Source organism: Pseudomonas oryzihabitans (assembly GCF_006384975.1).
GTDB lineage: Bacteria > Pseudomonadota > Gammaproteobacteria > Pseudomonadales > Pseudomonadaceae > Chryseomonas > Chryseomonas psychrotolerans_B.
The window spans coordinates 5,217,498-5,229,914 of record NZ_CP021645.1 but is presented as its reverse complement, the minus strand read 5'-3'; the positions used below and the strand labels follow the sequence as shown (position 1 = coordinate 5,229,914).

General features: G+C 63.4%; 12 protein-coding genes. 5 read left to right on the top strand and 7 right to left on the bottom strand.

Going from position 1 to position 12,417, the window contains the following annotated elements:
* Positions 1-8 precede the first annotated feature (8 nt).
* From CCZ28_RS23535 to CCZ28_RS23510, 6 genes are all read right to left on the bottom strand, one after another.
* Positions 9-1,007: a hypothetical protein gene (locus CCZ28_RS23535; protein ID WP_240795198.1), complete on the bottom strand. Its 999-nt coding sequence runs from the start codon at positions 1,005-1,007 to the stop codon at positions 9-11.
* Between the two features lie 159 nt (positions 1,008-1,166).
* Positions 1,167-1,658 (bottom strand): GNAT family N-acetyltransferase, encoded by a 492-nt coding sequence (locus CCZ28_RS23530; protein ID WP_140221137.1) that lies wholly within the window; start codon positions 1,656-1,658, stop codon positions 1,167-1,169.
* A gap of 80 nt (positions 1,659-1,738) precedes the next feature.
* On the bottom strand, positions 1,739-4,141 hold the full coding sequence (locus tag CCZ28_RS23525) for a TonB-dependent siderophore receptor (RefSeq protein WP_140221136.1): 2,403 nt from the start codon (positions 4,139-4,141) through the stop codon (positions 1,739-1,741).
* A 437-nt stretch (positions 4,142-4,578) separates the two neighbouring features.
* Positions 4,579-6,579, bottom strand: coding sequence for a CHASE2 domain-containing protein (locus tag CCZ28_RS23520; RefSeq protein ID WP_140221135.1), 2,001 nt, complete (start codon positions 6,577-6,579; stop codon positions 4,579-4,581).
* 14 nt (positions 6,580-6,593) lie between these two features.
* The gene (locus tag CCZ28_RS23515) at positions 6,594-7,217 is read right to left on the bottom strand and encodes an OmpA family protein (protein WP_140221134.1); all 624 of its coding nucleotides are present in this window, start codon (positions 7,215-7,217) and stop codon (positions 6,594-6,596) included.
* Positions 7,214-7,657 (bottom strand): FecR family protein, encoded by a 444-nt coding sequence (locus CCZ28_RS23510; protein ID WP_140221133.1) that lies wholly within the window; start codon positions 7,655-7,657, stop codon positions 7,214-7,216. The genes CCZ28_RS23515 and CCZ28_RS23510 overlap by 4 nt, the downstream gene beginning before the upstream one ends.
* A gap of 270 nt (positions 7,658-7,927) precedes the next feature.
* Between CCZ28_RS23510 and CCZ28_RS23505 the strand changes: the two genes are divergently transcribed.
* Positions 7,928-8,494, top strand: a complete 567-nt coding sequence (locus CCZ28_RS23505; RefSeq protein WP_140221132.1) for a fructose-2,6-bisphosphatase — start codon at positions 7,928-7,930, stop codon at positions 8,492-8,494.
* Positions 8,495-8,533: 39 nt separating this feature from the next.
* Here CCZ28_RS23505 and CCZ28_RS23500 read toward each other — a convergent pair whose 3' ends face one another.
* Positions 8,534-9,343, bottom strand: coding sequence for an inositol monophosphatase family protein (locus CCZ28_RS23500; RefSeq protein ID WP_140221131.1), 810 nt, complete (start codon positions 9,341-9,343; stop codon positions 8,534-8,536).
* A gap of 250 nt (positions 9,344-9,593) precedes the next feature.
* Between CCZ28_RS23500 and CCZ28_RS23495 the strand changes: the two genes are divergently transcribed.
* From CCZ28_RS23495 to CCZ28_RS23480, 4 genes are all read left to right on the top strand, one after another.
* Entirely contained in the window at positions 9,594-10,034 is a 441-nt protein-coding gene (locus CCZ28_RS23495) for a hypothetical protein (protein WP_140221130.1), read from the top strand.
* A 161-nt stretch (positions 10,035-10,195) separates the two neighbouring features.
* Positions 10,196-10,441 (top strand): hypothetical protein, encoded by a 246-nt coding sequence (locus CCZ28_RS23490; protein WP_140221129.1) that lies wholly within the window; start codon positions 10,196-10,198, stop codon positions 10,439-10,441.
* Between the two features lie 142 nt (positions 10,442-10,583).
* A complete protein-coding gene (locus CCZ28_RS23485; RefSeq protein ID WP_140221128.1) occupies positions 10,584-10,901 on the top strand; it encodes a hypothetical protein in 318 nt (105 codons plus the stop codon).
* 236 nt (positions 10,902-11,137) lie between these two features.
* On the top strand, positions 11,138-12,409 hold the full coding sequence (locus tag CCZ28_RS23480; RefSeq protein ID WP_240795316.1) for an ABC transporter substrate-binding protein: 1,272 nt from the start codon (positions 11,138-11,140) through the stop codon (positions 12,407-12,409).
* The last annotated feature ends 8 nt before the right edge of the window (positions 12,410-12,417 follow it).

Genomic DNA, 12,417 nt, shown 5'->3' with positions numbered 1-12,417 from the left:
GGCGCCGATCAGCGCGACACCAGCCCCGCCTGGGCAGCCCCCAGTTTCGCCAAGGCCGCCTCTATCGCCGACCAAGGTTTGCCCGCGGCTGGGACTGGCTTGGCTGCTGCGGCTTCGCGGGCGGCCCGTACCCATAGCGCGAACTCGGCGTCCGCGGCGGCTGAGTGTGTACGGGCGGGCGCCAACCAGAGGCGCTCCTTGAGTCGCTCGCTCGCCTGGCGAATGAAGGTCAGGCGAGGCTCTTGCTGCCCCGGCTCTCGCTCGACCTGGCCAAGCGAGAGTGTCTTGTAGGCAGGCAGGCGGTCGAGCAGCGCCTGTTGCGCTTGGGCCGTGCGCGGCACGTCGACGTGCAGCCCCTCCACCGGCAAGCCAGTGGCCAGCCCCAGATTGTCCAGCAATTCGCCGTGGCTCACGGCCAGGAGCTTCTTGAGCGGCTCGCGCTGCAGCAGGTTGTAGGCCCGCTCGAAGGCATTGCGCCACGCCAGGGGCAGTTCGAGAGTGAGGATGGGTTCATCGATCTGAATCCACTCCACGCCTTGAGCGGCCAACCGGGCGAAAATCTCGCCATAGACCGGCAGCAGGCGCTCCAGGAGATCGAGTCGATCCGCGTCGGTGTCGCGGGCGCGACCGAGCCAGAGGTAACTCAGCGGCCCCAGGATGATGGGTTTGACGGCCAGGCCGAGTGCCCGGGCCTTGGTTACCTCGTCGAACAGCTGCTCCCAACCGATGGCGAACGCTTGATCGCGAGCGAATTCAGGGACCTGGTAGGACTGTTCGCTAGCGAACCAGCGTGCCCGGGCGCCTTGACCCTGTCGGGTGGCGACGGAGGATTGGCCAGAGGTCAGGCCTACCAGGAAGGAGTGCGCCAGGACCCGGTCGCCCCAGGTGAAGTCGCCCACGGCCAGCAGCTCGATACCTGCCGCCTGCTGAGTACGCCAGTGTTCCTGACGTCTTTGCTGCCCGGCGCTGAACGCGGCGATGGCGCCAGACTCAAGACTGTTCGCCAAGGCCGAATCCTGGTGTCGCTCGCTACACGAAGAACCCTGGGAATGAATCTTGACCATTGCACACCTCCACCTGAACAGAGTAGAGATTGTCCTACCCAGGACTGCATGAGACAAACTCAGGTTTCTTGTGTAGAACTCAAGTTTTCCTCATACACGCCATCAGGGCTTGAAGCGGGCCATGCTGTAGACATCGACGAGAACCCCGTCGCGCACCGCATAGCGACGCAGTAGCCCTTCCTCTTCGAAACCGAATTTGCGGTACAGCGCCAGGGCCGGCTCGTTATCGCTGTACACGGTCAGCTCCACTCGCTGCAGGTTCATCCAGTTGTCGGCGAGATCGAGCAAGGCGGCCAGCAGTTGGCTACCGATGCCCTGCCCCTGGCAATCCCGAGCGACGCCCATGCCGATCGCGCCGCAATGCTGGCGACGAATGCGTGGCTGCTGTTCGAGGCTGGCGCTGCCCACCACCCGGCCCTGCTGCAAGGCGACCAGAGCCACCCGCCCTTCACGATCGCCACTCATACGCTGCCGCCACTGCTCGGCGGTCTGGTAGGGCAGCTGCAGGACTTGCCGAGCCACCGCCGGATCGCCATAGAGGGCGGCCAGCCCTTCGGCATGGCATTCGGCGAAGCGCTCCAACTGGATGGACATGGGCTGGACTCCAAGTGGGGAGTCCGCAGCTTCGCCCAGGTCCGGGGACGCGGACAAGGGCGCCGCGAGCCGTCAGGGGATCAGAGCGTCCACTTCAGGCTGAACATGACATTGCGGGGATCGCCGTAAACGCCCTGCCCCGTCCCTTCCGGGATACCCTGCCAGTACTTCTCATCGAAGAGGTTGTTGACGTTGACGCGGCCATCCCAGTGCTCGTTGAAGCGATAGCCCGCCATCAGGCCTACCAGGGCATAGCTGTTCTGCTTGGCTGCGCCGTTGCCGACCCGTTGGAAGGTTTCACTCTGCGCCTGGACGTCTCCACCGATGCGCCAGTTGCTCAAGGCACCGGTCAGTTGGTAGCTGGTGGCTGCCTTGAACAGGTGCTTGGGCTGATCGGGCGCGAAGCGGCGACCCTGGTATTGAACGTCCTTGGTGTATTCGCTCACCAGCAGGGTGTAGGCCGCAGAGGCCTGCCACTGGGGCGTCAACTGACCGGAGATTTCCGCGTCGATACCACGGCTGCGCACTTCGCCGGCCGCATCGTAGCAACTGCGCGCCGGATAGCCCGGGCAGAAGGTGGCCTGGTTGGCCGGCAGATAGGCGCGGTTCTCCTGGAGGGTATCGAACAGCGCGATGGAGGCGTTCAGGGCACCGTCGAAATAGGCGCCCTTGAGGCCGATCTCGTAGCTCTTGCCGGTCATGGGCTGCAGGACCGAACCGCCCGAGTCTTGCTCGCTTTGTGGCTTGAAGATCTCGGTGTAGCTGGCGTAGACCGAATAGGTGTCGTTCAGGTCGTAAATGATGCCGGCATAGGGCGTGACTTCGCGCGTGGCCTTGTAGTCGTTGTCACTGTACAGATTGTCGAAGTCGTACCAGCTGACGCGGCCGCCCACGATGATGTGCAGGGGATCCGCGGGATTGAAGCGCGCCGCGGCGTATACCGCCTCTTCGGTGGTGGTGTTCTTGCTGGCATAGGGTGACAGGCTGCCCTTGGCCGGCTTGGCGATGCTGCTGGGGCGGAAGTCGAAGATGTCGACCGGGGTGGGCGCCGAATAGCCACCGCGCTGATAGAACTTCTCCTGGCGCCGACTGATCCCGGCCATCAACTCGTGCTCCCGACCCAGCAGTTGGAAGGGGCCGTTGACCGAGGCGTCGAGGTTGAGCTGATCGGAGTCGGTGCGATAGGCGCCGGAGGCGGTACCGAGATCGCTGACGGAGGTGTAGCTGTAGTCCGGCGCCACGGACGTCAGGTAGTTGGAGTAGGTATCGGAATTCGCCCAGACCTGCTGCGCCGCCAGCTTGGCTTTCCAGCCGTTGGCGAAGGTGTGGGTGATGTCGGAGAACAGGGTGTAGGTGTCCTGATCCCAGTAGGACCAGTCGCCGCTCAGGAAGGTGGAGCGCGGCAGGTGCAGGTCTTCGCCATTGGGGCCACTGGGCAGGCTGCCCCAGTCGGAAGTCTTGTCTTCGCGCTGCTTGGAGGCACCGAGGGTCCAGGTAGTGGCATCACTCAGGTCCGCTTCGAGCACGCCGTAGAAGGTCTGGCGCTTGCGCTCGCGAACGTCCTGGAAGCTGTTGCCATCCTCGTAGGCGGCGACCGCACGGCCACGCAGGGTGCCGGCCTCGTTGAGCTTGTTGGAGGCGTCGACTTCGGTGCGGTAGCGATCCCAGTTGCCGGCGCTGGTGGTGATGCTGACCTGGGGAAAGGCCGTGGGCCGCTTGCGCACCAGGTTGAGGGTCGCGGAGGGGTCGCCGGCGCCGGTCATCAGGCCGGTGGCACCGCGGACCACCTCGACGCGGTCGTAGAGGGCCAGGTCCGCTGAGGACAGGGTGTCGAGGGTGAAGGTACCGGCGGTGGTGGGCAGACCGTCGTACATGATGTTGTCGATACGGAAGCCGCGCGCGAGGAACTCCTGACGGTCGCCGCCGAACCTGTTGAGCGTCACGCCAGGGGCATATCTGACCACGTCGTTCAGGTCGGTCATGCCTTGGTCTTCCATGCGCTGCCGGGTGATGACGCTCACCGACTGGGGCGTCTCGCGGATCGACAGGGGGAGGCCGGTGGAGGTGCTCATCGCCCCCGTGGTGTAGGAGTGGGTGCCCTCGGTGGTCGCGCGGCCCACCAGGGAGCCGTCGTCCGCCGTGATGGTGGTGGCATCCAGCGCCACGCTGCCGGTTGCGGCCTGGGTCGCCACGGGCACGATGGTCACGACGTTACCGCTGACCGAGGCTGCCAGGCCACTGCCCGCCAGCAGGCGCTGGAGGGCGACGTCCGGCTCCAGGCGCCCGGCCAGCGCCGGCGCGCGTTTGCCGGCCAGGGTCGCGGGATCGTAGTTCACCTCGAAACCACTGGCGCGCGCGAAGCTTTGCAAGGCAGCGGCGAGCGGCTGCGCGGGTTGCGCCAACGAGACAGGCGCGGCCTGGGCCAGGGCCGCCACGCTCAGGGAAACGGAAAGCGCGAGAAGGCGAAGGGAGAAGAGTTGCATGTCGTGGGTCGTCCTCTAGGAAGACACCGACCCGTCCGTACCCTACGTAAGGACTCGCTGGAAACTCTCCAGGGACCGGCATCCGGTGCCGTCTTGCGCGGCGGGACGCAGGCTATGCAAATCAACCTCAACTGTAAATGCAAATTAGTATCATAAATAACATCACATGTACGCCTTCTGCGAACGAAGCCCTCAAGGAGGCGTCTTTGCCAAAGCCGCGATCTGAGAAAATTTTCAGGCTATTTTCGATGAAAATGTTTCTGCAAGCCGAAAACGGGGCAGCAATCGTCGCATTAGGGGGATCTGGCAGCCCTTCTGTGTAGGCCGCCAGTTATTCTCTATGAGCCGACTATTGAGAGAGGACGCCCTGGCAGCCAAGACCCGAACGAACGGCTGACCGGGACGACTGGACCGCACGTGATCTGAACTGGCATTGCTCAGAGCAGACGGCGAGAAGCGTCGGCGCCTTCATCGTGAAAGCGCTCGGCGATGGCGAGGATCTGCGGCTCGATAGCCAGGAAGGCGTCCAGTATCAGCGGATCGAAGGTGGTCCCGCGCATCTCACGCATCAGCTCCAACGAGTGCTCGTGGCTGAAGGGCTCCTTGTAGCACCGCCGGCTGATCAGGGCGTCGTAGATGTCGGCCACCGCCATGATGCGTCCGGCCAGGGGAATGGCCGTGCCGCTCAGGCCATTCGGATAGCCGCTGCCGTCCCATTTTTCATGATGGGTGGCGGCGATGTCGGCAGCCAGGGCGAGGAAGTTGTCCTCTTCCTCAAGATGACTGGCGGTATTCAGGATGATCTGCCGACCGAATTCGGCGTGGCGCTGCATGATGGCCATCTCGTCCGGCGTGAGGCGGCCGGGTTTGAGCAGGATGGCGTCGGGCACGCCGACCTTGCCGATGTCGTGCAAGGGCGCGGAGAGGTACAACAACTGGATGTATTCCGGCGTGAGGACATCCCCTGCCTGACCGCTTCGCTGCAGCTGTTCGGCGATGGCGCGCACGTAATGCTGGGTACGCTTGATGTGGGCCCCGGTCTCCGGATCACGCGTTTCGGCCACCGCAGCCATGGACTCGATGGTGACCTGCCGGGAGCGCTCGAGTTGTCGACGCCAGAGGCGCTCATGGTGCCGCGCGACCATTACGCGCGTCATCATCGCCATTCCCGCTAGGATCATCACCAGCAACAACGGCGCCGCCAGGGGTATGAAGACGCCGTGGCGGGCGAACAGCCAGGCACCGCCCCCCAAGGGAACGATCAGGAGCGCCGCCACCAGCAGGCCGAAAGGTCGGTCGCTACGCTGGGTGAAGAAACCCACCGACAGCAGCAGACCGCCTAGTAGGCAGAGCGCCAGCTGCAAGGGGCCCGCGAAGGGTGGAACGCGGACCAGGGTAGCGTCGAGCAGATCCTGCGCCAGGGCCGCCTGCAGTCTGACGCCGGAGAAGTTCTGGCCCAGTGCCGTGACATAGCTGTCGTTCAAGCCGACGGCCGAAACGCCGACGAAGACGACGCGCCCCTTGAACGACGCCTTGGGCACCTCGCCTCTGAGCACGTCCAGCGCCGACAATTGCGAATAGCGCTCGGGACCGGCGTTCAGCCGTAGCAGCGCCCGGCCTTGATCGTCGAGCGCTACCTGATGAGTCCCCAGGCGCAGCGTCGGCCCGAAGAAGCCTGACGTCACCGTAGCGCTGGTCATGTTCAACGCGCGCATGACCGCGGCCAACGCCAGACTGGGATGGACGATGCCCTGATAGGTCATCAGCAACGGGACGCGACGCAGGACGCCATCGCTGTCCGGCTGACTGTTGATGAAACCGCTGAAGCGCGTCTGGCTGGCGATCGGCGGCACGCTGTTCAACACGCTACTCGCCTTGGGCAGTTGCAGGGTATCCAGGGCCCCCTCGAAGCCCACGCCGGCCCGCAGACCGGTGGCCGGCGCCAGCTCCGCCCCCTGGCTCAGGAAGCGGGCGCCCACCGCGCCAGTCTGGCCCATCACCTGGCCGAGATAGCCATCGTTGTCCTGCAATTCTGGCGGTATCCCCGCCACGCTCAGGTCCAGACCGAGATCGGCTTTGAAGGTGTTTTGCAGCGCCCTGAGCGAAGTGCGGTCCGGTTCGCTGAAAAGGATGTCGACGGCAATCGCCGCCGGCTGGGCTTCGGCGATACGGGAGAGCAGTTCGGCGATCCGGTAACGTGGCCAGGGCCATTGGCCGAGGGCAGCGAGGCTGGCCTCGTCGATGCTGACCACCTGGACATCCGGGGCTTCCCCGGTGTTGGCGAAGACTCTGTTGAGCTGATCGTAAGCGACGCGATCAAGGTATTCCAGCGGCGCCCAGTGCAGCATGGCGCTCAGGCCGAAGGCCAGCGAGAGCCCGAGGCTGACCAGAAACATCCAGGGCGCGCGACGGCGCAGCGCTGTGGCAATGGCGTTCATGAACCAGGCTCTACTTAGAGGATCAGGATTTCGACACGTCGGTTACGCGGTTCGGACTTTCCGGGACGGGACGGCACCAGCGGAACCTTGTCGCCGAAGAAATCGACGTTGACGACCAGATGAGGATCGAGTCGCTGCAACAGCGCGGCGACCTTGTGCGCGCGCTGGGCCGAGAGGTCGAGATTGTAGGCCGGGGTACCGGAGGCATCGGCGTGCCCGAATACCGAGATCTCGGTCGGCAGGCGCTGACGCGCCGTTTCCAGCACCTCCGGCAGCAGCGCCTTGGACTGGGGCGTGAGCTCCATGCTGTCGGAGAGGAAATTGAGCGTGAAGGTCTTGGGAGGCGAAGGCTGAGCCGCGAGGATCTGGCGATGCTGCTGTTCGAAGACCGCTTGATTCACCGCCTGCGAAGGCGTGGGTGCCTGACCGGGTTGCGCCACGGTGACCTGAGCGTAGCCCTGGTCCAGGGTTTGCCGCCCGCCAGGGTTGGCAATCGAGACCGCGCCGACATGGCCGTCTTCGTCGGGCATCAGCACCACACTGGTTTGCGGCGGGCTGGCGCAGCCGCCCAGCACCAAGAGGGTAAACAGCAGAGCGCTCAGCGAAGGACGACGGCAAGCTCCGAACATGGATTTCATTGCGCCTGCACCAGGAAGCGGGTGCCACGCACCCCGATGATGGCGGACGGCGTTTCGATCTTCACCGACTCGGGAGAGACCTTGCCGATCTTGCCGGAGGCGTAGATCGCCGAGCCCTTGTTCAGATACAGCGAAAAGCCATAGTGGCTGTTCTTGGGCTCGAACAGATAGTCACGCACTTGCACATCGGCGCCGCTGCCCAGGGTGAGCAGGGTGCCATCGAGAAAGACGATGGCCGCCGTGGCTTCCGGCCCCACTTGCAGACGATCCGCTACCTGCAAGGTCGTACCGACCTTGGCGTCCAGGATGGCAGCCTGGCGCAGGATCTTGACGCTGCCCGACACGCTCTTGATCAAGGCCACATGGGCATCATCGGCAAAGACCCCGGGTGCCCTGAACAGCACACCGAACAGCAGCAACCCCCACAAAGCTCTCTTCATAGCGTCCCGGTCTCAGACAAAGCGGCTCTCAATGGCACTACAGGCTAGCGGCAGACGCGTCAGAATCCCTGAGTCTGGCCAGGCTCGCCGTTCATCGGCAGATTTTCTGGCGCCATTTTCTTGAATGAGATCACCTTTTAAAGCTAAACAAGCCAAGCGGCCTGACGAACCGTATGAATGGCACTTTGATATCACTAGCCAAGATGATGTCGAGGCGAGACGAACGGCAAGCCCTGCGGTCTAGTGACCATCTTTCACAGGTCACCTTTCATGCACATCATCCTGGTTCGTCATGGCAAACCCGATCTTTCCAGCAAGGCTCTCTGCACTCCGCGGGAGATGAAGGACTGGGTAGCCCGCTACCAGAAGGCTCCGGTACCGGGCGAGCGGATTCCCGCGCAGACGCGACGGCTGGCCCGGGAGGCGGGGGCGCTGGTGAGCAGCCCGATCAGCCGCTGCGTGCGCTCGTTGGAATACCTGATGGGCCACGCGGATAGCCCCACTAACGAACTCTATGCGGAGGCGCACCTGCCCTATCTGGAGCTGGACGCACCCCGGCTGCCGGTCAAGGCCTGGCGGCTGCTGTTCCGCTCGGCCTGGTTCCTGGGCTTCGCGGCCCATACCGAATCCATCGGCTCATCGTCCGTCCGCGCCAGCCAGGCGGCCGAGAAATTGATCGAACTGGCCGAGCGTCACGGCTCGGTGCTGCTGATGGGTCACGGGATCATGAACGTGTTGATCGCCTGGCAATTGCGCAAGCGCGGCTGGCGCGGCCCGCTGCATCTGTTGCTCAAGGATTACTGGAAACCCAGCATCTACCGCAAAGAGCAGCGCTGAAGCAGCTCAGGGCTTGCTATTCCTAGCCCGCCGACCCGCTCAGCCGTCCAGCGAAGGGCCCACCAGGGCGGCGAGTTGGTCATAGACACCGGGCGCCGCGACCAGCAAGGGGTTGCCATTGACCAGGCCATCGTTACGCAGGAAGTCGTTATGGCGCCCGCCGACCTCCTGGATCAGCACCAGTCCAGCCAGGCAGTCCCAGCCGTGGATCAGGGTTTCGTAGTAGCCGATCAGGCGTCCGGCGGCGACATAGGCGGTCATCAGCGCGCCAGAGCCGTTGCGGAAGAATTGACCACCCTCGGCCAGCAGTCCGGTCACGAAGGGCAGGAAATGCTCCTTGCCGCGACGATGAGTGGTACCCAGCCCGGTGAGTCCGTGGCGGACGTCGGTGGCCGCATGGACACGTAGCGGCTGATCGTTGACGAAGGCGCCGTGCCCACTGAGACCGTGAAAGAGCTCATCGTGATTCGGATCCATGATCGCGCCGAGCAAGGGCTTGCCTTGGTGCATCAAGCCGATGGAGACGCACCAGTTGTGCAGTCCGTTGAGAAAGGGCGCGGTACCGTCGATGGGATCTATGACCCACAGATAGGCGGCGGCCAGGTCGGTGGCGCCACCCTCCTCGCCCAGCAAACCATCTTCGGGGAAGCGCTCGCTCAGCCGTTGCCGAATCAGGTCTTCCAGCGTCTTGTCAGCGATACTGACCACATCTTGCAGGTCTTCGCCCTTGTGATCCACCTGCAGCGCGCCGCGTTGGCGATAGAACTCCAGGCCGCGTTGGGCCGCTTCCCGGGCGATCTCTTGTACAGCGAGGTAGCGTTCGGCGATAGCAGGTTCGATGGCAGTCATGGGCGCTCCTCTCGAAGAAAGGCGCCAGGTTGCCACCCCTGCTGCAGGAAAAGAATCCCCTTCACTCTGGGACCAGGGCTTTCACGCCCGGGCGCCTGCAGGTGCTGCTCACCTGGTCGGTCACTCGCACGTCATTTGCCTGTTGCAGTCTGTTCGGGCAGTCGATACGGCGAAATGTTAGGGCGGGCCGCACCAAATCCGCTGGCAGCCGGTCAGAACCATTGATCGCTCGATGTACCGGGAGGACGCCATGACCGCACAAACTTCGCTATTCCAAGGCAACAGCCAACTGCAGCAACTGCGTCGGTTGATTCCCAGGCAGCATTTCGAAGGTCTGGAGCGATATCTCGAGCTGCTGTCGCGCGAATTTCCGCTGTTCGATCATCCACCGCTCCTCATCGACAGTCCTGTCGCGGAGTCCCTGGACAATCTCGGCATTCGCGCCTGCCAGTGGCAGAGCAGCTGCGACCTGCCCCAGCGGATGGCCCTCGGCAGCGCGCTGATGGGCGAAGGCTTCATCGCTCAATCCAGCACGCCGGAATACACCCTCTACCTGAACGCCCGCGGAGAGAAGGTGCTGCTGCGCCAGGAGCCGATGTCCGGCCAGACGCTGCTGAGCCTGGTCTCGGATTGCCCGGCCCTCTTCGACTATCTCGCCGCGCAACAGACCACCACTGCCTCTACCTGCTGAAGCGCCAGACCTCCGACCGGCTGGATTGGTCAGGGTGTGATGCCCTGGCACTTTCCAGTCGGAACCAGCTCACAGAGAAAAGCTTACAAATTCTAACATCGGAACTCCCGGGCATACCGGGTGGTACAGTCATGGCTCGGATCTAGTGGGAGACCCAAGGAATGGGAATTCGTCTTCTGGCCAGTGCTCTGGCAACCCTTGCCGCCTGTAATATCCAGGCAGCCACCCTGCCGCAAGTCCCCCCGCTCAAACTCGCCGATCTGACGTTATCTGTCACCTCGGTCACTGCCGGCACGCTGATTTCAGCGAGCAAGACTCGCAGCAATGGCGATCGACATGCCACCGGCAGCGACTACTGGCACGACGAAAAACGGCCGCTGATGTCGAAGCAGCGCTGGGTCTTCTAAGGGTGACAAGGTTACCGACGAACGACTGGCTACTCAGGCGCTTTTTCGCCGCAGCCTGGGAATGATTCAGGGTTTTACGGGTCCGTCTGCTTCTGTACGACAGCTCATTTGACTGTCTATTTGACGTTCCCGCGGAGCCACCATGAAACGCCTATCCTTTGTTCTCCTGCTCGTCGGCCTGTCGGGTTGCAGTTCGCCCCCCTCCACGCCCCCGGCCGACCCGTCGCAATTCGGTGGCCACACGCAGGAGCAGGTGAAACAAAGTTTCGGCACCCCGCAACATATCTCGCAGCTGGATTCTCTGGTGGTCTACGAGTACCGCAATCTGCGGGCTTCGGGCAGCCCGGTGGCGACCTATTCCTTCCTCATCGAAAACGAGCGAGTGATCGAATCCACGCCGGGCACCTTGCAGCTCTACCGCGAAGACGGCATCACCAAGGTGCGCGCGGAAAGTCTCTGAGCGTCTTGCTCGAAGTGCAAAAAAGTATAGCTTTTTGTGTCTTCGAGCATTTGTTTCCCAACCGCCAACGGGCTGTAATCGATGCATGGCTTCCGCTGCAAAGGCCGGAATGACTGGTCGCGTGGTGGGTTACAACAACAAGAAAGGCGTCCGTTGCTATTGCACAGGACGCGGAGTGCACGATGAAAACAATACCAAAAGCGCCCTTGGTGTCCGCCGTCATCCTCTCTGCCGGCATGACCCTGTCCCTGTCGCTGCAAGCGGCCGAGACGGTCACCATCGCCACCGTCAACAACAGCGACATGATCCGCATGCAGCGGTTGTCGAAGACCTTCGAAGAGCAGCATCCCGATATCAAACTCAACTGGGTAGTGCTCGAAGAGAACGTCCTGCGCCAGCGCCTGACCACCGACATCGCGACCCAAGGCGGCCAGTTCGACGTCCTCACCATCGGCATGTACGAGACCGGCCTCTGGGGCGCCCAGCACTGGCTGGAGCCGATGCAGGACCTGCCGGCCAACTACGACCTGGAAGACCTCTTTCCGTCGGTACGCGAAGGCCTGTCGGTCAAGGGTACCCTCTATGCCCTGCCCTTCTACGCCGAAAGCTCCATCACCTATTACCGCAAGGATCTGTTCCAGCAGGCCGGCTTGACCATGCCCGCCCAGCCGACCTGGACGCAGATCGCCGAATTCGCCGGCAAGCTCAATCAGCCGGACAAGGACCAGTATGGCCTGTGCCTGAGAGGCAAGGCTGGCTGGGGCGAGAACATGGCCCTGGTCACCACCATGGCCAACGCCTTCGGCGCGCGCTGGTTCGACGAGAAGTGGCAACCGGAATTCGCTGGTCCGGAGTGGACCGCCGCCGCCAACTACTACGTGACCAATCTGAAGAAGTACGGCCCGCCCGGCGCCTCCAGCAACGGCTTCAACGAGAACCTGGCGCTGTTCAACAGTGGCAAGTGCGCCATCTGGGTCGACGCCAGCGTGGCCGGCTCCTTCACCATCGACAAGAGCCAGAGCAAGGTCGCCGACAGCGTCGGCTTCGCCGCCTCGCCGCGCGAGGTCACCGACAAGGGCTCGTCCTGGCTGTATGCCTGGTCGCTGGGCATTCCGGCCACCTCCAAGCACAAGGACGCGGCCAAGACCTTCGTGACCTGGGCCACCTCCAAGGACTACGCCAAGCTGGTGGCGGACAAGGACGGCATCGCCAACGTACCGCCGGGCACCCGCAAGTCCACCTACAGCCAGGCCTACATGGATGCGGCGCCCTTCGCCAAGGTCTCGCTGGAAATGCTGCAGCATGCCGACCCGGCCCACCCCTCGGCCAAGCCGGTGCCCTACGTGGGCATCCAGTACGTGACCATTCCCGAGTTCCAGGCCATCGGCACCTCGGTGGGCAAGCTATTCGCCGCCGCCCTCACCGGGCAGATGAGCGTCGAGCAGGCCCTGCAGGCGGCGCAGCAATCCACCGCACGGGAAATGAAGCGCGCTGGTTATCCCAAGTAGTGCGGGAT